General features: G+C 48.8%; 22 protein-coding genes. 13 read left to right on the forward strand and 9 right to left on the reverse strand.

Going from position 1 to position 26,324, the window contains the following annotated elements; all coding sequences use genetic code 11:
• Window positions 1-297: 297 nt before the first annotated feature.
• Window positions 298-1,263: a cysteine synthase A gene (cysK, locus tag CWE09_RS13240; protein WP_126804545.1), complete on the reverse strand. Its 966-nt coding sequence runs from the start codon at window positions 1,261-1,263 to the stop codon at window positions 298-300.
• Window positions 1,264-1,419: 156 nt separating this feature from the next.
• Between cysK and CWE09_RS13245 the strand changes: the two genes are divergently transcribed.
• The 8 genes from CWE09_RS13245 (at window position 1,420) to cysC (ending at window position 11,655) form a co-directional block, all read left to right on the forward strand.
• Window positions 1,420-3,213, forward strand: coding sequence for an assimilatory sulfite reductase (NADPH) flavoprotein subunit (locus tag CWE09_RS13245; protein WP_126804546.1), 1,794 nt, complete (start codon window positions 1,420-1,422; stop codon window positions 3,211-3,213).
• Window positions 3,213-4,931 (forward strand): assimilatory sulfite reductase (NADPH) hemoprotein subunit, encoded by a 1,719-nt coding sequence (cysI, locus tag CWE09_RS13250; protein ID WP_126804547.1) that lies wholly within the window; start codon window positions 3,213-3,215, stop codon window positions 4,929-4,931. Before CWE09_RS13245 ends, cysI begins: the two co-directional genes overlap by 1 nt.
• 9 nt (window positions 4,932-4,940) lie before the next feature.
• The gene (locus CWE09_RS13255; protein WP_126804548.1) at window positions 4,941-5,663 is read left to right on the forward strand and encodes a phosphoadenylyl-sulfate reductase; all 723 of its coding nucleotides are present in this window, start codon (window positions 4,941-4,943) and stop codon (window positions 5,661-5,663) included.
• Window positions 5,664-5,777: 114 nt separating this feature from the next.
• Window positions 5,778-7,193 carry a siroheme synthase CysG gene (gene cysG / locus CWE09_RS13260; RefSeq protein WP_126804549.1) on the forward strand — a complete coding sequence of 472 codons (1,416 nt, stop codon included), beginning with the start codon at window positions 5,778-5,780 and terminating at the stop codon, window positions 7,191-7,193.
• A 10-nt stretch (window positions 7,194-7,203) separates the two neighbouring features.
• The gene (gene cysD / locus CWE09_RS13265; protein WP_126804550.1) at window positions 7,204-8,100 is read left to right on the forward strand and encodes a sulfate adenylyltransferase subunit CysD; all 897 of its coding nucleotides are present in this window, start codon (window positions 7,204-7,206) and stop codon (window positions 8,098-8,100) included.
• Window positions 8,100-9,533 carry a sulfate adenylyltransferase subunit CysN gene (cysN, locus tag CWE09_RS13270; RefSeq protein WP_126804551.1) on the forward strand — a complete coding sequence of 478 codons (1,434 nt, stop codon included), beginning with the start codon at window positions 8,100-8,102 and terminating at the stop codon, window positions 9,531-9,533. The genes cysD and cysN overlap by 1 nt, the downstream gene beginning before the upstream one ends.
• Window positions 9,533-11,038: an SLC13 family permease gene (locus CWE09_RS13275; RefSeq protein WP_126804552.1), complete on the forward strand. Its 1,506-nt coding sequence runs from the start codon at window positions 9,533-9,535 to the stop codon at window positions 11,036-11,038. Before cysN ends, CWE09_RS13275 begins: the two co-directional genes overlap by 1 nt.
• A gap of 14 nt (window positions 11,039-11,052) precedes the next feature.
• Window positions 11,053-11,655 (forward strand): adenylyl-sulfate kinase, encoded by a 603-nt coding sequence (cysC, locus tag CWE09_RS13280; protein WP_126804553.1) that lies wholly within the window; start codon window positions 11,053-11,055, stop codon window positions 11,653-11,655.
• Between the two features lie 27 nt (window positions 11,656-11,682).
• On the opposite strand, the gene metF is transcribed toward cysC, so the two are convergent.
• The 3 genes from metF to metB are packed head-to-tail and all read right to left on the reverse strand — an operon-like array spanning window position 11,683 to window position 16,120.
• Entirely contained in the window at window positions 11,683-12,618 is a 936-nt protein-coding gene (gene metF / locus CWE09_RS13285; protein ID WP_126804554.1) for a methylenetetrahydrofolate reductase, read from the reverse strand.
• Between the two features lie 12 nt (window positions 12,619-12,630).
• The gene (gene metE / locus CWE09_RS13290; protein ID WP_126804555.1) at window positions 12,631-14,910 is read right to left on the reverse strand and encodes a 5-methyltetrahydropteroyltriglutamate--homocysteine S-methyltransferase; all 2,280 of its coding nucleotides are present in this window, start codon (window positions 14,908-14,910) and stop codon (window positions 12,631-12,633) included.
• Between the two features lie 37 nt (window positions 14,911-14,947).
• Complete coding sequence (gene metB, locus CWE09_RS13295) at window positions 14,948-16,120, reverse strand: cystathionine gamma-synthase (protein WP_126804556.1); 1,173 nt, start codon at window positions 16,118-16,120, stop codon at window positions 14,948-14,950.
• A 192-nt stretch (window positions 16,121-16,312) separates the two neighbouring features.
• Here metB and CWE09_RS13300 point away from each other — a divergent pair, with 192 nt between their 5' ends.
• Window positions 16,313-16,849 carry a YaeQ family protein gene (locus CWE09_RS13300; protein ID WP_126804557.1) on the forward strand — a complete coding sequence of 179 codons (537 nt, stop codon included), beginning with the start codon at window positions 16,313-16,315 and terminating at the stop codon, window positions 16,847-16,849.
• 48 nt (window positions 16,850-16,897) lie between these two features.
• Here the strand turns inward: CWE09_RS13300 and CWE09_RS13305 are convergent, their stop codons facing one another.
• Both CWE09_RS13305 and CWE09_RS13310 read right to left on the reverse strand, forming a co-directional pair.
• Window positions 16,898-17,470, reverse strand: a complete 573-nt coding sequence (locus tag CWE09_RS13305) for a YceI family protein (protein ID WP_126804558.1) — start codon at window positions 17,468-17,470, stop codon at window positions 16,898-16,900.
• Window positions 17,467-18,021, reverse strand: a complete 555-nt coding sequence (locus CWE09_RS13310) for a cytochrome b (protein WP_126804559.1) — start codon at window positions 18,019-18,021, stop codon at window positions 17,467-17,469. Before CWE09_RS13310 ends, CWE09_RS13305 begins: the two co-directional genes overlap by 4 nt.
• Before the next feature lie 183 nt (window positions 18,022-18,204).
• Here CWE09_RS13310 and murB point away from each other — a divergent pair, with 183 nt between their 5' ends.
• From murB to CWE09_RS13330, 4 genes are all read left to right on the forward strand, one after another.
• The gene (gene murB, locus CWE09_RS13315; RefSeq protein ID WP_157982863.1) at window positions 18,205-19,197 is read left to right on the forward strand and encodes a UDP-N-acetylmuramate dehydrogenase; all 993 of its coding nucleotides are present in this window, start codon (window positions 18,205-18,207) and stop codon (window positions 19,195-19,197) included.
• On the forward strand, window positions 19,194-20,198 hold the full coding sequence (birA, locus tag CWE09_RS13320) for a bifunctional biotin--[acetyl-CoA-carboxylase] ligase/biotin operon repressor BirA (RefSeq protein WP_126804561.1): 1,005 nt from the start codon (window positions 19,194-19,196) through the stop codon (window positions 20,196-20,198). Before murB ends, birA begins: the two co-directional genes overlap by 4 nt.
• Window positions 20,195-20,914, forward strand: a complete 720-nt coding sequence (locus CWE09_RS13325) for a type III pantothenate kinase (RefSeq protein ID WP_126804562.1) — start codon at window positions 20,195-20,197, stop codon at window positions 20,912-20,914. Before birA ends, CWE09_RS13325 begins: the two co-directional genes overlap by 4 nt.
• 73 nt (window positions 20,915-20,987) lie before the next feature.
• Window positions 20,988-21,635, forward strand: coding sequence for a tetratricopeptide repeat protein (locus CWE09_RS13330; protein WP_126804563.1), 648 nt, complete (start codon window positions 20,988-20,990; stop codon window positions 21,633-21,635).
• Window positions 21,636-21,659: 24 nt separating this feature from the next.
• Here CWE09_RS13330 and nspC read toward each other — a convergent pair whose 3' ends face one another.
• From nspC to CWE09_RS13345, 3 genes are all read right to left on the reverse strand, one after another.
• Window positions 21,660-22,796 carry a carboxynorspermidine decarboxylase gene (gene nspC, locus CWE09_RS13335; RefSeq protein ID WP_126804564.1) on the reverse strand — a complete coding sequence of 379 codons (1,137 nt, stop codon included), beginning with the start codon at window positions 22,794-22,796 and terminating at the stop codon, window positions 21,660-21,662.
• A 13-nt stretch (window positions 22,797-22,809) separates the two neighbouring features.
• A complete protein-coding gene (locus CWE09_RS13340; protein ID WP_126804565.1) occupies window positions 22,810-24,012 on the reverse strand; it encodes a saccharopine dehydrogenase family protein in 1,203 nt (400 codons plus the stop codon).
• 124 nt (window positions 24,013-24,136) lie between these two features.
• Window positions 24,137-26,296 (reverse strand): prolyl oligopeptidase family serine peptidase, encoded by a 2,160-nt coding sequence (locus CWE09_RS13345; RefSeq protein ID WP_126804566.1) that lies wholly within the window; start codon window positions 26,294-26,296, stop codon window positions 24,137-24,139.
• Window positions 26,297-26,324: the final 28 nt, after the last annotated feature.

The following is a 26,324-nucleotide window of genomic DNA, read 5'->3' on the forward strand; positions in this document are numbered from 1 at the left end:
CCCGCGACGTATCTGATACCCGACAACCACAGCATTGCCGATACCCCAACCACCGCAACGGCAGGTGGAACGTATCCAGATCGCAAATGAATACCCCATCGCGGACACAACGACATCGCACGGCAGGCATAGCCTGCCCTACGGTGCAACGTATCCAGATCGCAAATGAATACCCCATCGCGGGCGCAACGACATCGCACGGCAGGCCGAGCCTGCCCTACGGTGCAACGTATCCAGACCGCAAATGAATACCCCATCGCGGGCGCAACGACATCGCCACGGCAGGCCGAGCCTGCCCTACGGGTGTAACTCTGCTTCTGTAAATACATCTGCGAATAAAGCTGAACTTAAGTAACGTTCTGCAGAGCTTGCCAGCATTACGACTATGTTCTTGCCTTTATGCTCTTCTTTCTCAGCTAATCGTTTAGCCGCTACTACCGTAGCTCCAGAGGAAATGCCGGCCAGTATGCCTTCTTCATGCATCAGGCGGTGCGCCATGTCTATCGCTTCCTGACTACTGACGCGCTCGACTGCGTTGACTAAAGACAGATCCAGGTTGTCGGGTATAAAACCTGCACCTATGCCTTGTATTTTATGAGGAGAATGAGTCAGTTCCTGGTTTTCCAGCGTCTGCCCGATAATAGGGGATTCGGCGGGTTCGACTGCTACGCAACGAACCTTTTTGCCTTGTTCTTTAAAGTAGCGGCCCACTCCGCTGATAGTACCGCCAGTACCTACACCTGTGACAAAAATATCTATTTTACCATCCAGTGCCTGATCAATTTCGGGCCCGGTGGTGGTGAGATGAATCGCCGGGTTCGCAGGATTAGAGAACTGACGCAGATATAAATAGCCCTCAGGATCGCTATCTGCAAGTTCTTCCGCTTTCTGCACCGCGCCCTTCATGCCTTTATCTGCGGGGGTAAGGATCAGCGTGGCGCCTAAGGCTTTTAACAGTTTGCGGCGCTCGAGACTCATAGACTGAGGCATGGTAAGAGTCAGGGGAATGCCTCTTGCTGCAGCAACGAAAGCTAATGCAATTCCGGTATTGCCAGAAGTAGCCTCGAGCAAGGTTCTACCAGGTGTGATAGCGCCTTGCTTTTCAGCTTCCCATACCATATTGGCGCCCAGCCGGCATTTCACGCTATTGGAAGGGTTACGGCTTTCTATTTTGGCAAAGACGTTACCACTGACTACACGATTAAGTTTTACTAAAGGGGTTCCACCAATGCTGGTGGAGTTGTCATTGAACACTTTGGACATAAAAAGATCCTCACAATAAAGAATAGTATGGCATTATGATCTTTGGCCATCTAGATGGCTAATTCTATTTAGAGATATATAAGACCTAACTGTTATTTCACTTATGGACGTTTAGACGTCTAAATATGCATAGTTATAATCAATCTTAATGACGCTATGCAAATTTCAGACTTAATTAAGCAATCAAACCCATTGAACCAGACTCAGCAGCAGCAAATGAACGCACTGCTTGGTTCTCTTGATACTGTGCAACGTGCATGGGTTCATGGATATATCGCGGCCACGCTCAGCGTGACGTCGGAGTTAAATGCGGTTCCAGCCGCAGCTTCTGAGGAACCTCAGGTGACTGTACTCTATGGTTCACAAACCGGGAACTCGCGTCATCTGGCTGAGCAACTAGCTGAACGCTGTAATAGCCTGGCAGTGCAGACTCGTGTGCTGGATATGGCGGATTATAAAAATCGTGACTTGAAAAAAGAAAGTCATTTGATCCTGGTTACATCAACCTATGGAGAAGGTGAGCCTCCTGAGAATGCGATTTCACTTTACAATTTTCTGTATAGCAAGAAAGCGCCGTCATTGAAGTCTCTCAATTTTGCCGTATTGGGCCTGGGGGATAGCAGCTATGAATTCTTTTGTAAGACAGCCTTAGATTTTCATGCGCAGTTAGAGCAGCTTGGTGCACAGTCCCTTTTGCCCTGCGTTGAGCTTGATGTTGATTATGAGACCGCTGCAGAGGAGTGGGAGGAGCGTGTCAGTCAATTACTGCAAGAGCGTTGTGTAGACGTGGTAAAGGGCAATCATCCCCCTGCAGTTGTAACACCGACACCTCTCACAACATATAACAAAAAGAATCCATATAGTGCCGAGCTGTATACGCACCAACGCATAACAGGTCGGCGATCCTCGAAAGATATCCGCCATGTTGAATTGGCCTTAGGTGATTCCGGTTTAACTTATCAACCTGGAGATTCTCTCGGGGTGTACTTCAAAAATGATCAGGAGCTGGTTGAAGAACTGCTCGAACTGACGGCTGTGAAGCCTGATGCTGAAGTAACCCTGGATGGCAAGACGCTTAGTATTGTCGACGCTATTAAGGAACATAAAGAAATCACTCAGGCCTACCCTGGTTTTGTAGAGTTCTATGCCAGGCAGGGCGGCATTGAGCAACTGAATTCGCTGCTGGAGGATAAGAAGCAACTACACAGCTATCTTCAAAGTCGTCAAATTATTGACATAGTGCGAGAGCATCCCTTTCCTTTACCCGCCCAGGCTTTAGTTGATGGGCTACGCAAACTGCAGCCACGTCTTTATTCAATAGCCTCCTCACAAAAAGAAGTTGAAGACGAAGTGCATCTTACGGTTGCTGTTGTGCGTTATGAGGCCTTTGGTGTCAGTCATACCGGCGGAGCCTCAGGTTTTCTTGCCGACAGAATAACCGCGGGTGATCAGGTTCGCATTTATGTTGAAGAGAATAAGAACTTCCGTTTGCCAGAAGAAGATGACAGCGACGTCATTATGATAGGACCAGGTACTGGCATTGCACCTTTTCGTGCGTTTTTGCAGGAGCGGGAACAACGCAAAGCGAAGGGGAAGAACTGGCTGTTCTTTGGCAATCCTCATTTTACCGAAGATTTTCTGTATCAGGTTGAATGGCAGGGATATCTGAAAAACGGTTTATTGACCCGTATTGATCTGGCTTTTAGTCGTGACCAGGAAGATAAGTTATACGTGCAGCACCGTTTGCGTGAACAGGGGAAAGAGGTTTATGCATGGCTGCAGCGCGGAGCTTATCTCTATATCTGTGGTGACGGACAGCGTATGGCTAAAGATGTGGAAGCTGAGTTAATCAGCATTGTGCAGCAGTATGGCAATAAAACTGATACTGAGGCGAGTGACTACCTGCAACAACTTAAACAGCAAAAACGTTATCAGAAGGATGTGTATTAATGAGCAAATTTCCAGTCAAATCTGAACTTGTGGTGCCCGGTTCGCTTTCTGATAACGAACGCTTAAAGGCAGAAAGCAAATTATTGCGTGGGACCATCACCACTGACTTGTCGAATCCTGTTACGGGCGGTTTTAATACCGACAATTTCACCTTGATTCGTTTTCATGGCATGTACCAGCAGGACGATCGGGATATCCGCTCGGAGCGTCAGGAGCAAAAACTTGAGCCACTGCACAATGTCATGCTTCGTGCACGTATGCCTGGGGGCATTATCACCCCTCAGCAGTGGCTTGCCATAGATGACTTTGCTGCCCGCAGCACTTTGTATGGCAGCATTCGGTTAACCACCCGGCAGACTTTCCAGTTTCATGGTGTCTTAAAACCTCATATTAAACCTATGCATCAGTTATTAAACAGCGTGGGCATTGATTCCATTGCGACAGCGGGAGACGTAAATAGAAACGTGCTGTGTACGTCCAATCCTGTGGAGTCTGAGTTGCATGCAGAAGCTTACGGCTGGGCGGCAAAAATAAGCGAACATTTATTGCCCCGCACTAAAGCCTACGCGGAGATCTGGCTGAACAAAGAAAAAGTAGAATCGACAGAAAGTGAACCTGTATTAGGGGAAAATTATTTGCCCCGTAAATTTAAAACCACAGTGGTGATACCGCCACACAATGATGTGGATGTGCATGCTAATGACCTGAATTTTGTAGCCATTGCTGAGAAAGGCCGCTTGATTGGTTTTAATGTGCTAGTCGGTGGTGGGTTAGCAATGACATTCGGTGACAACGCCACTTACCCCAGAAGAGCTGATGAGCTTGGTTTCATTCCGTTGGAGCAGACGCTTACTGTTGCCGAACATGTTGTATCTGTGCAGCGTGACTACGGTAATCGGGTGAACCGCAAAAACGCTAAGACTAAATATACTATCGACCGTCTGGGCCTGGACACTTTCCGTTCTCTGGTAGAAGAAAGAACCGGGTTTTCATTTGAACCCGTGCACCCTTATCAGTTTACCTCACGAGGGGACCGTTTTGGCTGGGTCAAAGGCATTGATAATAAACAGCACCTGACCTTATTTATTGAAAGCGGACGCATTCTGGATAAACCCGGAAGACCGATAAAAACAGGTCTGGCCAAGATCGCTCACATACATAAGGGCGATTTTCGAATGACGGCAAATCAGAACCTGATTATAGCTGGCGTCGAGCCCACCGAGGTTGAGCTCATTGAACAGCTTGCGCGGGAATATGGCTTGCTGGATAAAAAAATTAGTCCCCAGCGTTTGAATTCCATGGCCTGCGTATCCTTTCCTACCTGTCCTCTTGCGATGGCCGAAGCTGAGCGTTATTTGCCTGAGTTGGTAGGTAAAGTAGAAGCGCTACTGGTGAAACATGGCGTGGATGAAGAGCATATTGTGCTGCGTGTCACTGGCTGCCCTAATGGTTGCGGCCGGGCGATGCTGGCTGAGGTGGGCCTTATCGGCAAAGCACCTGGCAAATACAATCTGTATTTGGGGGGTAACCGGGTAGGCACCCGGATCCCGAAACTCTTTAGTGAAAATATTCCTGAACAAAAAATCCTGCAGATCCTGGATCAGTTAATAGCCAGCTGGGCGCAGGATCGAGTCGGGCCGGAGTGTTTTGGTGACTTTGTTATTCGCACCGGTGTGGTCAAAGAAGTGAAGGTCTCGCACCTTGATTTTCATAGCTAAGGAGTTGTTATGCGGACGATGAAACGGATTCTGCAACAGGACGAAAGTACCCAGCAAGCCTGGTTAACGGAAGCCAATCAGGCGATGCAGGAAGTCACGGCTGAAGAGCGTGTCCAACAGGCGCTTAGCCACTTTCCGGTCAATGCAGTGGTCAGTTCCAGTTTTGGGGCTCAGGCGGCCGTTATGTTGCACTTGCTGAGCCGACAGCGGGAAGATATTCCGGTTATTTTGCTGGATACCGGTTATCTATTTGCCGAAACCTATCGTTTTGCTGATGAGCTGCAACAACGGTTGCAGCTAAACCTTAAAGTTTATCGTGCCCCGCTTTCTGCCGCCTGGCAGGAAGCCCGCTGGGGGCAGCTGTGGACTGAAAAAGAAGGTTTACAGCGCTATAACCAGCTTAATAAGGTTGAACCTATGCAACGGGCTTTAAAAGAACTCAATGCAGGAACCTGGTTCAGCGGTCTGCGCCGGCAGCAAAGCAGGACCCGCCAGCAAATCCCGTTTGCAGAGCGACATACGAATGTTATCAAAGTACATCCGATCGCGGATTGGTCCGATCGGGATATCTATAACTACTTAGAACGTCACCAGCTGCCTTATCACCCGCTATGGCATAAGGGTTATGTCTCTATTGGCGATACTCATTCAACCCAGCGCCTGGATCCTGGCATGAACCCTGAGGACACCCGCTTTAATGGCATGGGCCGTGAGTGCGGTCTGCATACATAAGCATAGCGATCTCATTGCTCATGCATTTTGGTTATATCTAAGTGTATAAGAGTATTTATGTTTAGACGTCTAGATGGCTATATTAAGGGGGTGATTTTACAATGAGATTGCCTGATGGATTACTTACCAATATTTGCACAGCTGCATGATAAACCCGTTTTAGTTGTCGGTGGTGGCGATGTGGCACTGCGAAAGATAAAGCTATTGCTAGCCGCCGGGGCGCGCGTCACTGTGCTGGCCAGAACTATCATTCCTTCTATTCGAGCGCTGCCCGACGATCAGGTTATTTGCCTGCAAGCTGAATTTGGTGAACACCCAGTGGCTGGCTACAAGCTCATTGTCGCGGCTACAGATATCCCTGCAGTTAATCGACGGGTGCATGCTGAGGGCCAGCTCCACAATATCTGGGTAAATGCGGTAGATGACCCTGACAACGGTGATTTTATTATGCCAGCCATTGTGGATCGCAGCCCTCTGGTGATGGCCATTTCTTCCGGAGGCAAGGCTCCGGTGCTGGCTCGCATGTGGCGTGAAAAGCTGGAACAGCTGGCTTCTCAGTCAACTCAGGATATGGCCAAGCTTGCAGCCCATAACCGCAGTCTGGTGAAAAGTTCGTTATCTAATCTGCAACAGCGACGTGACTTCTGGGAGCGTTTTTTTGCAGGGCCGGCGCTGTCGTTACTGCAATCAGGCAAGCATGAGCAGGCGCAACAATTACTGAGCCATGAGCTAGCGGGTTTTTCGGTTAATCAGGGAGAGGTCTATTTAGTGGGAGCGGGACCGGGAGACCCTGAACTGCTAACCATAAAAGCCATGCAATATATGCAAAAAGCAGACGTCATTGTGCATGACGGTCTGGTTTCTGAAGCCGTGCTGGAGCTTTCCCGCCGTGATGCTGAGCGCATCAGCGTGGCCAAAAAAGCAGGGCTACACAGCATGCAGCAAAACGATATTAATCAGTTGTTGGTGCAACTTGCGAATGAAGGTAAGCGTGTGTGCCGGCTGAAGGGCGGCGACCCTTTCATATATGGGCGTGGGGGTGAAGAGTGTCAGGCGCTTAAAAAGGCCGGTGTGCGTTATTTTGTAGTGCCGGGAATTACCGCCGCGGCGGGTTGCGCGGCTTATGCCGGCATTCCTCTGACGCATCGCGATTATGCACAGACGCTGCATCTGGTGACAGGGCACTGTCAGCCCAACGGCGAACGTCCGGACTGGCTAGCGCTCGCCCGTTCCAGGCAAACCCTGGTGGTTTACATGGGGTTGATCACTAGCGAACAACTCAGCCAGCAATTAATCAGGCACGGGCGCAGTGAGACAACGCCTGTAGCTGTAATTGAAAATGGCACTTTAGCTACACAGCGCTGCATCACGGGCAACTTACAGCATTTACCTGACTTGATTCGAAGTCATGACATAAAAAGCCCGGCTTTAATTGTCATTGGCGAAGTTGTAGCCCTGGCATCTGAATTGAGCTGGTTTCAGCAGCATGAGCAGCATGACACACCGCAAACAACAAGCCATGTGGCTTAGGAGGAAATGTATGGCGTTATCACATTTACAACAACTGGAAGCAGAAAGCATTCATATCTTCCGGGAAGTCGCTGCTGAATTTAAGAAGCCTGTCATGCTGTATTCGATCGGCAAAGATTCATCGGTGCTTTTGCACCTTGCCTTAAAAGCCTTTGCTCCTGGCCGTTTGCCTTTCCCGTTGCTGCACGTAGACACCGGCTGGAAGTTTCGTGAAATGATTCATTTTCGGGATCAGGTCAGCGAGCGTTATGGTCTGGATTTGCTTGTGCACCAGAACCAGAAAGGCATTGATGCGGGCATTAATCCTTTTATTCATGGTAGTGAAAAACATACCACCATTATGAAAACCGAAGGCCTTAAACAGGCACTGGACCAGTACGGTTTTGACGCTGCTTTTGGAGGCGCACGTCGTGATGAAGAAAAGTCACGTGCGAAAGAGCGGGTTTTTTCTTTTCGGAATCGTCATCACCACTGGGATCCTAAGCAGCAGCGCCCGGAATTGTGGAATCTGTACAACAGCGAGATTAATGACGGCGAAAGCATTCGGGTTTTCCCCCTGTCGAACTGGACCGAGCTGGATATCTGGCAATACATTCAGCAGGAGCAGATAGATATAGTGCCGCTTTATTTTGCTCAACCCCGCCCCGTAGTCAGACAAGGCAACAGCTTGTTGATGGTAGACGATGAGCGTTTTCCGCTGACAGACGATGACAAGGTTGAACATCTGTCTGTTCGTTTTCGCACTTTGGGTTGTTACCCATTAACAGGGGCTGTGCTGTCGCAGGCAACCACCCTGGATGAAATTATCGAAGAAATGTTAAGGGCGAGAACCTCAGAGCGACAGGGTCGGGCAATCGATCAGGATCAGTCAGGTATGGAATTGAAAAAACGGGAGGGTTATTTCTGATGGCAGTCACAACAACGTCTTTAAATAAACAACTGGATAACCTGGGCATTCAGGATTATCTGAAAGCGCATCAACAACGATCCTTATTAAGAGTACTGACCTGTGGCAGCGTAGATGATGGCAAAAGCACGCTCATTGGGCGCCTTTTGCATGACAGTCAGCAACTCTATGATGATCAACTGGATGCTTTAAATCAGGATACTAAAGGGCGCACCAGTGACGGCGACCTTGAACTTGCCATGCTGGTGGATGGCCTGCTGGCAGAGCGTGAGCAGGGTATAACTATTGATGTTGCGTATCGCTACTTTTCTACGCAACAACGCAAGTTCATTCTGGCTGACACCCCAGGCCATGAGCAGTATACCCGCAATATGGTCACCGGTGCTTCGAACTCTGAAGTGGCTATTGTTCTGGTTGATGGCCGTCACGGTGTCATGGCACAAACTCGCCGGCATAGTTTTATTTGTGCGTTGCTGGGCATTAAAAGCTTTATTTTTGCCGTCAATAAAATGGATTTAGTGGCTTATGATGAGCAGAGATTCGAGCAGATAAATCATGATATTCATGAACTGGCCCGGACTTTAGAGTTATCCGATATTAATGTGGTACCGCTGAGTGCTTTGAAAGGTGAAAATATTCTGCATAACTCAGAGCAGATGCCCTGGTACAGCCGGGAAGCCTTGCTGCCCTTATTGGAAAACATAGAGGTCGCCGCTAAAGAAGACTGCAATACCCGTTTTGTAGTGCAGTATGTTAACCGCCCCCATCAGGATTTTCGGGGCTATGCCGGGACTTTAAGTAGTGGGCAACTGAGCCGCGGCCAATCCGTGACTCTCTATCCGTCCCTTCAACAAAGCCGGATTCAGGATTTATACAATGCTCAGGGGCATTGTCAGCAGGTCTTTGCCAGAGAAGCCATCACTCTGACTCTGGAGGACAATATTGACGTCAGTCGGGGTGATTGGATAGTGCCTGGCGGTGATGAAGTAACGGTCAGCAATCAACTGCACGCCACTGTGGTCTGGTTTGATGAAAACCCACTGATAACAGAACACTGGTATAAGTTAAAACTCGGCAGCCAGAAAGTATCCGCGCGCATCAGCCGTATTGTGCATACCCTGGACATTAATGACTTCTCCAGACACCCCAGTGATCAGGTTAGCATTAACGATGTGGCCCAACTTCATATCGAGCTCAGTCAGCCGGTGCCTGTTGATCTGGCCTCTGAGTCGGCGGCGACCGGTAGCTTTATTCTGATTGACCCTATAACCAACGCGACTGTCGCGGCCGGATTAGTGAATCAGATAAGCAGGGAACGGGCGGAACAGCCTTCAACTGAGCTGTCTTTTGTTATCGAACTGCAGCAATTAATACGCAAGCATTTTCCGCAATGGAAACTGGAAGATGTTGCCGATGTTATCCGGAAAACCTGATGCAACTTGCCGGTGTGTTGTTGCTGTTAGCCGGGTTGGTCGCTGGGCTTATTTTCAGCCAGCGGTCGCCTGCTATCTTTTTTGCAGGCGCATTGTTAACCGGTTATGTACTGGGCTGGATACCGCTCGATAAAGCCTTGCACAATTTCACCAATAGTTCGCTGGTTACCCTGGTGCTGTTAATTCTGTGCGCGATTGCGATTGAAAAATCGCGCCTGACCTCGTGGTTGAGCCGGCAGTTTTCCAGTGCTTCGTTAACAGTAGTGATTACGCGGCTGACACTTACCAGTGCTGTACTGTCTGCGTTCATTAATAATACTGCGGTAGTGTCTACTTTAATGAGCTCACTGCGTCAGCACCCTCATTTTGCGGCGTCTAAATTGCTGCTACCGCTTTCCTACAGTGCCATTATGGGTGGCATGCTTACCCTGATTGGTACTTCTACGAACTTAATCGTAAACAGTTTTATTGAAGAAGCGGGCCTGCCGGGATTTTCCTTTTTTGACTTTACCCTACTGGGACTAACCGCTTTCGCAATTGGCTTTTTTGTACTTCTGCTGGGTGCTCGCTGGTTGCCGGACAACAGCAGTCGTCAACCGAAAGAGTCGTCTTATTATGTCACCGCGCAGGTACCTGAAGGCAGTCCACTTATCGGACATAGCGTCGAGAATAATGGACTCAGGCACTTAAAATCACTGTACCTTGCTGATATTCAACGCGCGCAGAAAAACCTTTGTCCTGTTAGTCCGGATATTCAGTTGAGAGCTGGCGACTGTCTGCATTTTGTGGGTAATTTAACGGCAATACCTCAATTGCAGGAAATTCCCGGATTGGAGTTCACGCCTCAACAGCAGCAACATGAATTTGAATTGATGGAAGCCGTTATCAGCAATAGCTCTTCTACGCCGCTTTCGTTGTCACGCAGTGTGGCTGTGGTCATTGCATTCCTGGGCGTGCTACTGCTTTCTTTGCTGAATATAGTGCCCCTGGTTAAAGGGCTGACGGTATTGCTGGTTTTATATCTACTGACCAGAACCATTAAGCTGAGCGATATTCGCGAGCGCTTTCCTCTGGAGCTTTTCATTATTGTGGGTTCTGCAATAGGTCTGGCCCAGTTAATGATGGACTCGGGAGTTGCAGGCCTGATGGCTTCCGGGTTGTCTGCTGTGGTAGGGGAAAACAGCCCGTGGCTGGCCCTTGCTGCAGTTTTCCTCGCTACCTGGTTATTTACCGAAGTGATTACCAACAATGCTGCCGCGGCTCTTATTTTCCCGGTGGCTTATTCACTGGCTTTGCAGTTAGGGGTCGACCCCACGCCCTTTTTTATGGCGGTTGCCTTTGGTGCTTCCGCCAGTTTTATCTCTCCGTTCGGTTACCAGACCAACTTAATGGTGTATAGCGCAGGTAACTATAAATTCAGAGACTACCTGCGCCTTGGTGGCCCCTTGTGCCTGGTATACAGCAGCACTGTGTTGCTCTTGTTGCCCAGGTTTTTCCCTTTTTAATAGTGGATAAGAACATGACAGCATTGGTATTCTGGCAACAACATAAAATCACCCAAAAACAGCGCAACCTGTTGAATGGCCACGGTTCCGGGGTCGTATGGTTTACCGGATTAAGTGGTTCAGGTAAATCAACGCTGGCCGGGGCTCTGGAAGAGGCGCTGTATCAGCGCCAGGTGCGTACCTATCTGTTGGACGGCGATAATCTAAGACATGGGTTATGTGTTGATCTGGGCTTCAGTGAGAAGGACCGTACAGAAAGCTTAAGAAGAGCAGGTGAAGTTGCCTCCCTGATGAGCGAGAGTGGTCTGCTGGTACTGGCTGCTTTTGTGTCTCCACTACGGTCTCAGCGGGAGCAATTGAAGGAACAGATCGGCAAGGAGAATTTCCTCGAGATTCATGTAGCTACCTCGCTGGAGGAGTGTGAGCGGCGTGATGTGAAAGGTTTGTATGCAAGGGCACGGTCTGGAGAACTGACTGGTATGACAGGTATCTCAGCGCCCTATGAAAGCCCAGTGCAAGCTGATTTACGTCTGCATACGGAGTCTGATTCGATGGAAAAATCAGTAGCTGCACTGCTGCAGCTACTGGAAGAGAAAGGCTGGTTACCTGTCTGGTAACCAGCTGTGGTGTGCGTTCAATTTGCTTTAGCCGTTGGCGGTTTGCAGAGCGGGTTGTTGGGGGGCGTGCTCAATTTCAGGGGGACGTAGTCCTAGTGTGTGACAAATGGCGTAAGTTTGTTCAGCACGGTTGAGTGTATAAAAGTGGAACTCACCGACACCTTCCCGGCTGAGTACCCGGACCTGGTCAATAGCCACGGATGCTCCCACCAGAGAGCGGGTAGTGGGGTCATCTTCCAAGCCATTAAAGCGCCGTTGCAGCCAATAAGGAACCCTGACATTGGTCAGTTTAGCGAACCTTTGTAGGGTTCCGAAGTTACCTATAGGCAGGATCCCAGGCACGATCTCTGCTTCAATGCCTACGCTGACACAGCGATCGCGAAAGCGCAGATAGCTCTCTACATCAAAGAAAAACTGAGTGATGGCGCGGCTGGCACCGGCATCTACTTTACGTTTAAGCTCCATCAGGTCGGCCTGTGGACTGCGCGCTTCAGGGTGAACATTGGGGTAGGCTGCTACGGATATATCGAAGTCGTGCTCCTGTTTTAATAGATGTATCAGGTCAAGGGCACTTTGGCCCGTATTCAAGCGACCTGGTTGCGCATCTCCCCGCAGAGCAACAATATGACGAATACCATTTTTCCAGTAATCGCGTGCGATATCCCTGAGCTCCTCAGCTGGCGTATCGATGCAGGTTAAATGTGGGGTTGCGATCAACCCCGTTCGATCATGAATTTGCTTAATCATATTATGCGTGCGTTGGCGAGACTCCTCTCCGTGACCATAGGTCACGGAGACAAATCTTGGCTTTAACGGGGCCAGCCTGTTCAACGCTTTCCACAGGGTTTGTTCCGCTTCGGGAGTGCCCGGTGGAAAGAACTCGAACGATACCTGAGTGTCGTTATTCAGTTCACTGATACTTTGGTTAAGCAACTCTAAGTGCTGTGCATGTGACAGTGACATATAACCTCCTCATCAGGCTGCCTTGGCCTTATTGCGTAAATTACGCGCGGCGGTAACCATGTTGCGTAATGCCGGGCGCACTTCGTCCCAGCTTCGGGTTTTCAGACCGCAGTCCGGATTTACCCATAAGCGTTCTGCTGGCAGATAGGCCTGAGTGCGGCTTATTAACGCCTGAATTTCTTCAACATCAGGAACCCGTGGACTGTGAATATCGTAAACACCTGGCCCAATTTCATTCGGGTAGTGGTATTCACGGAACACATCCAGCAGCTCGCTGGCGCTGCGCGAGGTCTCTATGGTGATGACGTCCGCATCCAGATCCGCAATAGCATCAATAATGGCGTTAAATTCCGAGTAACACATATGGGTATGGATTTGAGTGTTATCCTGAGCACCCGCAGAAGCTAACCGGAAAGCTTGTACAGCCCAGTCGAAATAGGCTTTTTGCTCACTAATTTTTAAAGGCAGCAGTTCACGAAAAGCAGGTTCATCAATTTGGATGATTTTAATACCGGCTTTTTCCAGGTCAGCAACTTCATCGCGTAGCGCCAGGGCAATTTGCTGAGCAATGGTCGCAGTGCTGATATCGTCACGAGGGAAGGACCAGCCTAAAATAGTGACCGGGCCTGTTAACATGCCTTTGACGGGTTTATCGGTCAGTTCCTGGGCAAAGCGGATCCATTCCACGGTAAGGGGCTTGCTGCGATAGACGTCACCAAAGATAACCGGAGGTTTAACGCAACGTGAACCATAACTTTGTACCCAACCAAAGCGGGTGAAAGCAAAACCTTCCAGCAACTCGCCAAAGTATTCGACCATGTCATTACGTTCCGCTTCACCATGCACTAATACGTCGAGCCCGAGCTCTTCCTGCTCATGAATAACCTGGGCGATTTCTTTACTGATAGCATCCCGGTAGTCTTGTTCTGATAAACGACCACCCCGCCATTCACGGCGTAAATGACGAATGGAGCCTGTTTGAGGGAAAGAGCCTATAGTCGTGGTTGGATATAAAGGTAGCTCTAAATGCTTGCGCTGCTGCGCGGCGCGAACACTGTAACCGCTGCTGCGGCTGCTATCGGCGTCACTGATAGCGGTAATGCGCTGACTGACACCCGGGTTGTGAATGCGGCCTGAAGTCTGCCGTGAAGCAACTGCTTTGTCCGACTCCTGGAGTTCCTGCTCTATGCTTTCAATACCCAGGTTGATGGCCTGTGCGATGAGCTTAACTTCATTTACTTTCTGTACCGCAAATGCCAGCCATGACTTGAGCTCTGTATCCAGGCTGTCTTCCAGCTCGAGATCAATAGGGCTGTGCAGCAAAGAACAACTGGTAGCTACCCATAAGAAATCACCGCGACGCTCAGCAATAGGAAGCAGAGTATCAACTGCTTTGCGCAAGTCGGTACGCCAGATATTACGGCCATTGACGATGCCAACGGACAGTACTTTATGCTCGGGCCAGACATTATTGATAGCCTCTAACCCTTCGCTTCCTGCTACCGCATCAACATGCAGCCCGGCTACGGGTAACTCCGCAACCAAATCCTGATTGGCTCCCAAAGTACCGAAGTAGGTGGTGAGCAATATTTTTATTTTTTGCAGTGACCCCAGAGACTGATAGGCCTGGTTGATAGCGCACTGCCAGTCGGCATCCAGTTCTGTGACTAAAATAGGTTCATCGATTTGCACCCAGACAATGCCTTCTGCTGCCAGCGCATTCAGCCATAACAAATAGCTTTTAAGTAATGCGGGCAGATGTTTTAACGTCTGTTCATCGCCGTCCCGTTGTTTCGACAAGGCTAAAAATGAAACCGGGCCTAACAGTACAGGTTTGACGGGTTTGCCTGTGGCTTTAGCGTCGCGAATCTGCTGCAGCTGGTCGTCAATGTTCAGGTTGAAGCTCTGCCCTTCGCTTAACTCGGGAACCAGATAATGATAGTTGGTGTTAAACCATTTAGTCATCTCCAGTGCAGGAACATCAGTTCCTCCCGGAGCACGCCCACGGGCCTGTCTGAAGTAGGTAGTAATGGCCGGTTCGTCCTGTTGGAAACGCTCAGGTGTAATGCCTAAGCGCACCGCTGTATCCAGAACATGATCGTAGAAACTGAAGTCACCTGCAGAAATCAAATTTAATTCTGACTGAGCCTGCCAGTTGAACTTGCGCACTTCACTGGCAACGCTTTGTAACTCGCTTTCATTGGACTCTCCGGCCCAGTATTTCTCAAGTGCGAATTTGAGTTCGCGTTTACGGCCTATGCGTGGGAAGCCTAAAGTATGTGTAATTGCCATGATAAAACCCCTGAAAGTAGTAAATTAAAAAAAGCGACTAGACCGCGATGGCTGCTTTGCGCTGCAAAGCAGGCCATGCATGGCGAAAGTCATTGATAAGATCGGCAGCGTTTTCAATGCCGACGGAAATACGTAATAAAGTGTCTTTGATGCCTGCGTTGCGACGGGCTTCTGCTGACATCGATGCATGCGTCATGGTGGCTGGAACCGCGATCAGGCTCTCTACACCGCCAAGTGACTCAGCTAATGAAAATAACTGCAGATGACTGACAAATTCCTTAATAGCCTCAACGCTGGCATCGAGTTCGATACTGAACATGGCGCCAAAACTATGCTGTTGGCGTTTTGCCAGGGCATGATCCGGGTGTGATTCAAGACCCGGGTAGTGAATGTTCACTACCTCGCTTTGTTGTTGCAGCCAGTGCACCAGGCTATGGGCATTCTGCTCATGCAGAGTGAAACGTGCGGCCAGAGTGCGAATTCCCCGTAGCGTCAAAAAAGCATCAAAAGGAGCACCTGTGATACCAATCACGTTGGCCCACCATTTGAGTTGTTCTCCCAATTCAGCGTCTTTGGCGACTACCGCACCACCCACTACGTCGGAGTGCCCGTTGAGATACTTGGTGGTTGAATGCAGAACCAGATCAGCGCCCAGTTTGAGAGGCTGCTGACCCAGTGGCGATAAAAAAGTATTGTCGACCAGTGTGAGGGCACCCACAGCCCTGGCCTTACTGCAAACGTGCGCGATATCCACCAGGCGGAGTAGTGGGTTAGAAGGTGTTTCAATCCAAATCAGACGAGGCTTGAGCGCTAAAGCTTTTGCCAATTGCTCAGGGTCTGCCTGGTTAATGACCAGGAGTTCAAATGACTGACGTTTAGCCAGCGCATCAAATAAACGCCAGGAACCACCGTAGCAATCATGAGGAACCACTAGTAAGTCACCGGGCTTTAATAACTGCAGTATTAAAGTAACTGCGCCCATGCCACTGGCAGTAATGACTCCCAGTTCACCGCCTTCAAGATCAGCGATGGCAGCACTGAGCAGATCCCGGGTGGGGTTACCAGAGCGTGTGTAGTCATACTCGGCTGGAGTATCGATATCGTGAAAACGATAATTTGAAGACAGGTACAGTGGCGGTACCACTGCATTATATTGGCTATCGCTATCAATACCGGCGCGAACTGCTTTAGTTGTCTGATGTTGAGTCATGCTCTTCTCCCGTTCTAATGTGCTTAAACACATGATGAGGAAAAAATACACTTTAGATCTCTAGCCGTCAAGACGTTTAGACGTCTAAATGGGTTTTTATTTATATATCGGCTATCAACAGTGAGTGTTAAAATAGCCAAAACATCAGGATAAACGCCGGATGTAGCAGGTTTATCTGAATTAAGGAAAGTTATGGCCTTGCAGGCAACCCCCTATAAAGTAAGTTTGGATATTTCCGATGTGGATCGGGGTGTGTATGAATCGGTGAAAGTGACAGTAGCGCGGCATCCGTCAGAGACTGAGTTGCGGCTGACATCCAGAATTATCGCACTGGGGCTGTTTTATCATGAGCACCTGGCATTTGGGCGCGGGCTCTCGGAGGTCAACGAAGCGGCTTTATGGCAGCTTAGCCTGGACGGGCAAATTGAACACTGGGTGGATGTAGGACAGCCAGATGCTGAACGTATTATAAAAAGCAGCCGCAAAGCGCCGCTGGTGTCAGTGCTGGCGTATGGAAATGTCCGTATATGGAAAGAAAAAGTGGCGTCTAAAGTGACTCACTTAAGTAATCTGACTATTCTGGCGTTACCTGAAGAAGCCCATGCTCAGCTCGCTTCTATGCTTAGCCGAAACCTGCATTGGGGGTTAATGTTGACGGATGGCGTACTGTACGTGAGTGACGCGGATGAACAGATTGAATTACCGCTGGAAGTAATACTGCAGCCATAAAAAAACCACTGGGATTGAGTCCCAGTGGTTTCTTACATACCCCAGTGTTTACTGGCGAATGCCTTCAATAGACAGGTAAATTTCGATATCTTCTGCATCCGGGCCCAGATTATAAGTAATGTCATAATCGGCTAATGTGAAGCTTAAGGTGCCTTCAAAGCCACGACGCATTTCGCCCCATGGATCTTCACCGGCACCCACCTGAGTAATCGGGAAGTCGATGCTGTGAGTTACGCCATTCAGGGTGAAGTCACCAGTCAATAAACCACCGCCATTTCCATCAGGTTCAAAACCTGTGCTTTGGAAAGTGGCTTGTGGATTCTCATCTACATTAAGAAAGTCGTCGCTACGCAGGTGACGGTCACGTTCAGCGTGATTACTGTCTACGCTGCGGGTGTCTATGGTGACGTTTACCGAAGCATTTTCTGGGTTAGCTTCGTCATAATAAAAGGAACCTTCAAAGGTGTTAAAGCGACCCAGCAGGTAGCTGTAACCAAGGTGGCTGATTTTAAACTGTACAAAAGCATGAGCACCTTCGGTATCAATTACATACTCGTTAGCAAAGGCTGCTGGTGCTGTCATGGTTGCTGCCAGTGCAGCTGCAAGAATTGTCTTTTTCATGATTTTTTCTCCGGATTAATAGTAAACATACGAGTTAAAGTTGGGTGTTTATCAATAAACTGGTGCTTTAATGCCATCAGGGCGTGACCAGCAGCCAGTATCATCAGGGCACAGGCGGCGTACCAGTGTACTTCGCCTGCGATATCCTCTTGATAGGGAATGCCCGTTATAAGTGCGGGTACACTGAACCAATCAAATACGGATATCGAACGGCCATCTGCAGTCGAGATCAGATAACCGCTAATCATTACGGTGAACAGCAAAAGGTAAAGTAGAAGGTGGCCAAGTTTTGCTCCTGCCTTTTCCAGTTGACTACCCAGGGCTTTAGGTTTTGGATTAATCAGCATCCAAAAAACTCTGAACAGAGTCAGCATTAACAAACTGATACCAAAAGATTTATGCCACCATGGGCCCAGGCGATACCAGGTATCGTAATAAGTTAACGTCAACATCCACCAGCCAAGTGCGAACAGGGCAATAACGGTAATCGCTGTAAGCCAATGTATAGCAGCAGACATCAGTCCGTAGCGCTGCCGGGTATTGCGTATCATAAGTTAAGATCCTGATTTGTTGCTTGTATTAATAATATATCAATAAATAAAAACTAAAATTGCTATTTAGCGGATTAAACGACCTAAAAAATAGAACGTTTAGTCTGTCAGGCCCTTGCAGCAATCGTGCGTAGCTTCAGGTAAAATGCCATTATATTATTTCCCATTTATATGCGGTTTCGAATGACAGCATTGCATAATAAACACAGTTTTGCTTTAAAGGCTGAGGCCAGCGACTATCTGGCCATAAAAAAGCTAAGTGACCTGGAGAAGATTGTCTGGACAAAGGATAGCTGGATTCTGGGTGCCGGAAGCAATACGGTCTTCACGCAGAATTATGCGGGACAGTTGATTCATAACTGTTTGTCTGGAGGGGAAATTAGCGAAACAGATGATAGTTATGAGCTTTGCATTGCCAGTGGTGAAAACTGGCATGAATGGGTAACCAGGACAGTTCGACAGGGAATCCCAGGTTTAGAGAATCTGGCGTTGATTCCGGGAAGTGTGGGAGCGGCACCAGTACAGAACATAGGCGCATATGGTGTAGAAATTTCACGCTTTGTTACTCAGGTAGATGTCTATGATTTGGCTGAGCACAGAAGTTTTCATCTTGCCGCTGCGGATTGTCAGTTCGCCTATCGGGACAGTATCTTTAAAAAAGTTGAGCATGCCAGTTGGTTTATTACAGCGGTTCACCTGAGTTTGCCTAAAGATTGGGCTCCGGTTCTCGAGTACCCTGATTTACAGGGCTTGCCTGTTCGTAGTGACGCCAGCCAGGTGATGCAGAAGGTGATCGAAGTACGTCAAAACAAACTACCTGATCCCCGGCAGATACCTAACGCGGGCAGTTTTTTTAAAAATCCAGTAGTAGATGAGAGTCATTTAGAGCAGCTGTTAAAGGAGTATCCGGATATACCGTACTTCCGTATTAACGAGTCTCAGATTAAACTGGCAGCCGGGTGGCTTATTGATCAGGCTGGACTGAAAACCTGCTCGTTTGGTGGCGCCGGTGTGCACCAGAAACAGGCTTTGGTTCTGGTAAACAGGGGCGAGGCGACTGGAGATGATGTATTGCAGTTGGCACAGCGAGTGCGTCAGGAAGTAAATAAAAAATTTGCAGTTCATTTGAGTCCTGAGGTGCGCCTACTTGGGGAGAAGGGGCTACTCAGCTTATGAAATCAAGTACGCAGCATATTGAAAATACTCTGATTGAAACCCTGGCCGATGGCGAGTTCCACTCAGGCCAGCAATTGGCAGAACGATTGCAAATCAGCCGTAGCGCAATTCATAAACGCATAGCCAGTCTGGATAAGTTGAATCTGGATATTTTTCGGGTACAGGGGCGAGGTTATAAACTGGCGGAGCCACTGGAATTACTGAATAGCGAGAAATTACAAGATGCTCTTCGGGATAGTTCTCTACCAGCACCTTTGTCTCTGCGCCGTATTACCGGTTCTACAAATGACGACTTAAGAGGGTTACTGCAGGAAGCCCAGCAAAACAGGAGAACACTTGCACCTGGCACCGCGGTGATTGCTGAAATGCAGACCGCGGGGCGTGGGCGCCGGGGAAAGGCCTGGCTTTCTCCTTTCGGAGCCAATTTATATATGTCCATGTACTGGCCTTTATCGCAGGGTTTAAACGGAGCACTGGGGCTAAGCGTGGCTATTGGTGTTTGTCTTGCGCAGATGCTGCAGCGACAGGGCATCGCAGGCGTAAGCGTGAAGTGGCCTAATGATGTTTATGTCCAGGGCTCAAAAATTGCTGGCATTCTGATTGAGCTGGAGGGACAGCCTGCCGGTGAAGGACATGCGTTAATAGGTATCGGGCTTAATATTAAAATGCCGGATCGTCATAAAAGCGAAATTGAGCAGGCTTTTACTGATGTGCAAAGTCATATTGAGGGTCCTGTACGTCGCCATGTCTGGGCTGCTCATTTGATTAATGGTTGTCGTGAGGCACTGCTGAATTATGATGCCAACGGACTACAGAACCTGATTAAGGATTGGCGCGAGCTGGATCATTTTTATATGCAGCCGGTGCGCTTGTTATTGGGACAGCATGAGCAGCAGGGAGTCGCGGAAGGTATTGATGAGAATGGCGCATTACTGGTGCGCCAGGAAGGCAAACTAAAAAGTTATTTTGGCGGGGAAATAAGTTTGAGAGCTGCGTTATGATTTTGCTGGAGATTGGCAATACGCGCTGGAAATTAGCTGCATTGTTGGAACAGGAGCTGAATTTCATTGAGCATGGTGAAGGGCTGGATAATTTATTACGTCGGCTGACTGATTATCAGGGGCAACAGCTGCTTTTTGCTTCTGTCGCGAGTGATGAATTGAACCAGCAGTTACAGCAGGGGTTAACTCAGTTAGGGATGGTGTTTGTACAGACACAGACAGAGGCGGCAGCCAGCGGCGTGATAAATGCTTATGCTGATTATCAGCGACTCGGTGTGGATCGTTGGCTTACTTTGCTGGCAGCGCGGCAACGAAAACATGCACTAACGGCCATTGTAGATGTTGGGACGGCAGTTACTTTCGATTTATTAAACAGTGATGGCCATCATCTGGGGGGGTGGATAGCGCCTGGTTTGAATACAATGCAGGACTCCCTGGTGGCACGTAGCCAGCGTATAACGGCTCGGATTGATGCGCCTGCAGAGGTGCTAGGGCGCTCTACTGAAGATGGCCTCTATCTCGGCTGTCAGGCAGCTGTTCAGGGTTTTGTTAAGCAGGCACAGGTAAAAACCAATGAAGTTAGTGACTTGCCTGTTGACTGGCTATTTACTGGAGGCGGCATGCATTACCTGAATACCAACGGATTTATTAATTATGAAATACGACCTCATTTGGTGCTGGAAGGCCTGGCGGTGGTTGCTGCTGATTTAGGTTGAAGTTTTTAGCGCCGCCGCCGATAACTTAAGCAAGACAGAGGATTACAGCCGGGCCTGAATTGAGAGTGTATTTATGAATAAAACCCAGTTACTTGTATGTGCTTTATTACTGCTGCCTTTTGCCGTGGTTCAGGCTGGTCAGAATACATTGCCGTCGCGTATTGTGCAGGCCGTTCAGCTGTACTCCGATCAGGAATTGGTAGCCTTAATTCGTGAAAACACACACTTGCAGCGCGTACGTGACGTGGATGACTGTCAGCTTTACCAGGACATTCAAGCCCAGGCGGAGGTTGAACAGCGGCCCGCTTATCAGTTTTTATACGGTGATATGCTGGCCTACGAGGTGTGCTACGACCGTGATGTCGAGCTCGGTGTTACCTACATGAAACGTGCTGCAGAACAAGGGCTGGCGGAAGCGATGGAGCAACTGGGACGCTACTACCATACCGGCCAGCTGGTACAGAAGGATTTACAACGAGCAATTCTTTATTTACGTGAAGCATCAGCTTTAGGGAATTTACCGGCGCAAAAGCGCTTTGCCGACATTTTGTTAAGTGGTTATGGCAGCCCATTAGACTATGAAGCTGCATACCATTACCTGCACAATTCAGTAACCGCGGATCGTAGTCAACATAGTGCTATCCAACGGCGTCTGGAAAAACTTGCTGAACGTTTACCGCCGCGTATAGTTGAACGTGCCCGCAGTCCATTGGATTCCTGATACTGATTTGGTTGCTATACGTGCTCAGGACAGACGTGACTTAAAATCCTGATAATTAAAGCGGCGGACCAGTTCAAATTCGCCGTTTTCGCGTAATATCCCGATCGATGGATGTTCCACACCATTAAAAAAGCTGGTTTTAACCATGGTGTAGTGCATCATGTCCTCGAAAATAAGGCGCTGACCAATTTGCAGTGGCTGTTCAAAGCTCCACTCACCAATAACATCACCAGCCAGACAGGAATTGCCTCCTAACCGGTACCGGTGAGCGAACTCTCCGGGTTCGCCAGCCCCACTGATACCCGGCCGATAAGGCATCTCCAGAACATCGGGCATGTGTGCGGTTGCGGAAATATCCAGAATGGCGATTTGGCCAGCATTTTCGACAATGTCTACGACTTCACAAACAAGCGGTCCTGTCTGCCAGGCAACCGCAGAGCCGGGCTCTAAAATCACCTGAACATCATACTTTTCGCGTAACCTTTGCAGTTGACTGATCAGATGATCAAGATCATAGCCCTTGCGGGTCATCAGGTGACCACCGCCAAGATTAATCCATTTCAAAGCATGCAGATACTGCCCAAACTTTGCTTCTACTGCAGCCAGTGTGCGCTCTAAAGCATAAGAATCACACTCACAGAGGTTGTGAATGTGAAAGCCTTCAATTTCGCTTAAATCGACACTTTCCAGCTGTGAACTCAGAATTCCTAAACGTGACCCGGGAGCTGAGGGATCATAGAGCTCGGTATCTGCTTCCGGTTGTTCCGGATTGATACGCAGACCAACAGAGACACCGGCCATTTTTGCCTGTTCACGATAGCGCTGCCATTGACTCAGGCTATTGAATGATATGTGGTTGCAGTGGCTGAGTAATTGCTTAATGTCATTGGCTTTGTAGGCTGGTGAGTAAGCATGTACTTCACTACCAAAGGTATCCGCGGCAAGTTCAGCTTCCCATACTGAGCTGGCCGTACAGCCTTTAAGATACTGGCGTACCAGAGGGAAGGCACTCCACATGGAAAACCCTTTGAGCGCCAGAATAATATCAGCGCCGCTTTTTTGCTGAACTTGTTGCATCAGCTCCAGATTGGCTTTCAGCTTGGCTTCATCAAGCACGTAGCACGGTGAAGGAATCGCAGGGTCCAGATAAGGGTTAACCATGTATGTGCTGCTCCTACTTACTAAAAGGGCTTTTTTCCACTTCAACAACCTGCCACGGCAGGCCATATTTATTCAGCTTCTGCATGAAAATATCCGGGTCAAACTGCTCCATGTTGTAAACCCCGGGTTTCATCCATTCGCCCTGTAGCATTAAAGAAGCACCAATCATGGCGGGTACGCCTGTGGTGTAAGACACCGCCTGAGCGCCGACTTCTTCATTGCACTTGGCATGGTCACAGTTATTGTAAATGAAGATGGTTTTTTCTTTGCCGTCTTTAATGCCTGTTACATAAGTGCCAATACAGGTCATTCCTTCATAGCCTTCAGCCAGTGATCCTGGATTAGGCAATACTGCTTTAAGGAACTCCAGCGGTATAATTTGCTGACCTTGAAAATCAATTGGATGAATAGAAGTCATGCCAATACCTTCAAGCACTTTCAGGTGGTTCAGATAGGCATCGCCGAAAGTCATCCAGAAACGCGCGCGTTTCAGGGTTGGGAAGTGCTTAACCAGCGACTCGAGCTCTTCATGAAAAAGCAGGTAAGAAGGGCGAACACCAACACCGGGGTAATCCAGATCTTCGCGTACACTGATAGGATCGGTTTCATGCCATTCGCCGTTTTCCCAGTATTTACCTCGTTGGGTGATTTCGCGGATGTTGATTTCCGGATTAAAGTTAGTAGCAAAGGCTTTGCCATGATCGCCACCATTGCAGTCAACAATGTCCAGATACTGGACTTCGTCGAAATAGTGTTTGGCCGCGTAAGCGGTAAAAACGTTGGTTACACCCGGGTCAAAACCTGAGCCCAGCAACGCCATTAAACCCGCTTGCTTAAATTTCTCGTGATAAGCCCATTGCCAGGAGTATTCAAATTTGGCTTCATCTTTGGGCTCGTAGTTAGCCGTATCCAGGTAATGTACACCAGTTTCCAGACAGGCATCCATGATAGGCAGATCCTGGTATGGGAGGGCGACATTAATAACCAGCGCGGGTTTAACTTTATTAATAAGCTCAACCAATTGCGGTACATTGTCGGCGTCTACGGCATAAACGCCGACGACACGGTCTTTGCCCGCTTCCTGTTGCAGTTTTTCGCATTTAGATACCGTGCGTGAAGCGAGATGAATCTCGCTGAAATATTCCGGTAACATGGCGCATTTTTTTACTACTACGCCGCTTACGCCGCCGGCGCCGATAATAAGTATTCGGGACATATACTAACCCTTATTCGTTATAATGTGACTGCGTGTCGCGAAATCAAAAAGTGGGCGCGATTTTGCCTGCGCCCACTGCAATTTGCAATGCCTGTTGCGACCTGTCTGCTGCCGTTAAATTAGTTTAATCGGTTTCGTTTTGCAAAGGTTTCAGGTTTAGGTGTTCGCGCAAAAAAGCCCATTGGTCAGCAATCCGCTCAATACGCATCCAGGTTGGCGTACCAGCGCCATGACCTGCACGGGTTTCTACTCTTAGCAGTACTGGATTCTCGCATCCTTGTGCGTGTTGCAATGCGGCAGCGAATTTATAACTATGCCAGGGGGCCACTCTGTCGTCCTGATGGCCAGTACTGATTAAGGTCGCAGGATAACAGGTACCTGGCTCCAGGTTATGTAATGGAGAATATGCTTGCAAGGCACGAAATTCTTCCTCATTGCGACTGCTACCAAAGTCGCTGCTCCAGGATCGGGCGTTAGCGTCAGTCGTGTGGTAGCGCAGCATATCGAATAAGCCGACTGCCGGAAGCGCCGCGGCAAAGAGATCCGGGCGCTGAGTCATTGCTGCGGCGACCAGCAGACCGCCATTACTGACTCCCTGAATAGCCAGATGTTCAGAGCTGGTATATTGCTGGTCAATTAAATAACTGGCAGCGGCAATAAAATCATCAAATGCATTTTGTTTGTTGAGCCGAATTCCGCCTTGATGCCATTCGTCACCATATTCACCGCCACCACGGACATTCGGGATAGCCAGAATCCCTCCCTGTTCCAGCCAGGCCAGCTGAGACACGCTGAAATCAGGTGTCAGGGAGATATTAAAGCCCCCGTAACCGTATAGTAGGGTGGGATTAGAGCCATCCAAATCGATGTCATCACGATGCACTATGAACATAGGTATGCGGGTGCCATCGGCACTCTTAAAAAAGACCTGGCGAGTTTCATAGCCAGTCAGACTAGCCGGAATTTCGGTGCGGTAATGCTCATTCAGTTCGTGATTGGCAATATCATAATGGTAGACGATCCCCGGTTCAGTAAAACTCACGAAACTAAAGAAAGTCTCCAGATGATTTTTATCGCCGGTGAAGCCTGAAATGCTGCCGATGCCCGGTAACCTTAGTTCTTGTTCATAGCGACCGTAGGCATTATAGATACGCACCTGAGATTGTGCGTCCTGCAGGTAATGGGCAAAAAATTTGCCACCGACATAGTTTACTTCCAACAGGGTTTCTTCCCGTGGGGCAATAATTTCCTGCCAGTCACTCGGGTGCGGGCGATTGATGTCGACGGCAATTACCCGTCCGGTGGGAGCGTCGTTAGTTGTATGGAAAAAGAGCAGATTAGCATCTGTATCTATAAGTTGATAACGGGCATCCCAGTCACTGATCAGGTGTCGCCAGCGCGCATCAGTATCGGTTAAGTCAAGATAATGAATAGCATTGGTGGAAAATCCATCGGTAACTGTTGCTATCAGAAAACGGCCATCTGAGGAAACTGTGGGATAAGGGTTCCAGGTACCATACTGACTGACATCATAAACCCGGCGGTCATTGCTTTGCGAGGTGCCGAGGCGATGGAAGTAAATAGCAACCGGCTGACTGTCGTCGGGTTCACCTGCTGCTGTTTCCGGATAACGACTGTAATAAAAGCCATTTTCACTGGGGAGCCAGCTGACGTTGGTAAACTTGGTACCACGAATAATATCGTCCAGATCCTGGCCAGTATTCACGTCGCGCACACGAAATTCGGTCCAGTCCGAACCTGCATCGGAAACAGCGTAAGCCACATAACGAGCATTCGGGCTAACCTGGATGCGGGCTAAAGAAACTGTGCCGTCCTGGCCCCATTCATTAGGGTTTAATAACGGGCGTGCAACACCATCAGGTTGTTGGCTAACATAAAGCACAGGCTGGTTTTGCAAGCCGTCGTTACGGAAGTGAAAGTATCGGTCTCCTTTACGAAAAGGAGTCTCAATACGTTCATAGTTCCACAATTGGGTCAGACGGTTTTTTATTTGATCACGCTCATTCAGGTTTTGCAGGTAAGGCAGACTAAGTTCATTTTGCTCTCTGACCCATCCGCGTACAGCATCGCTTTGTAGCTGTTCCAGCCAGCGATAAGGGTCTGCTACCTCGGTACCGTGGTAATTATCACTAAACTGAATACGCTCGCTATCCGGATATGAAAGCTGGGTAGAAGGTTCAGGCTCTTCAGTAGTTTTTTCAACACTGCTGCAGGCTGCTAAGAACAAAGCCGCTACTAGAAAGCTGACTATTGGATTTTTCATTGTTAATTCCTGATGTAACACCCCTGAT

The organism is Aliidiomarina minuta (genome assembly GCF_003987145.1).
Lineage (GTDB): Bacteria > Pseudomonadota > Gammaproteobacteria > Enterobacterales > Alteromonadaceae > Aliidiomarina > Aliidiomarina minuta.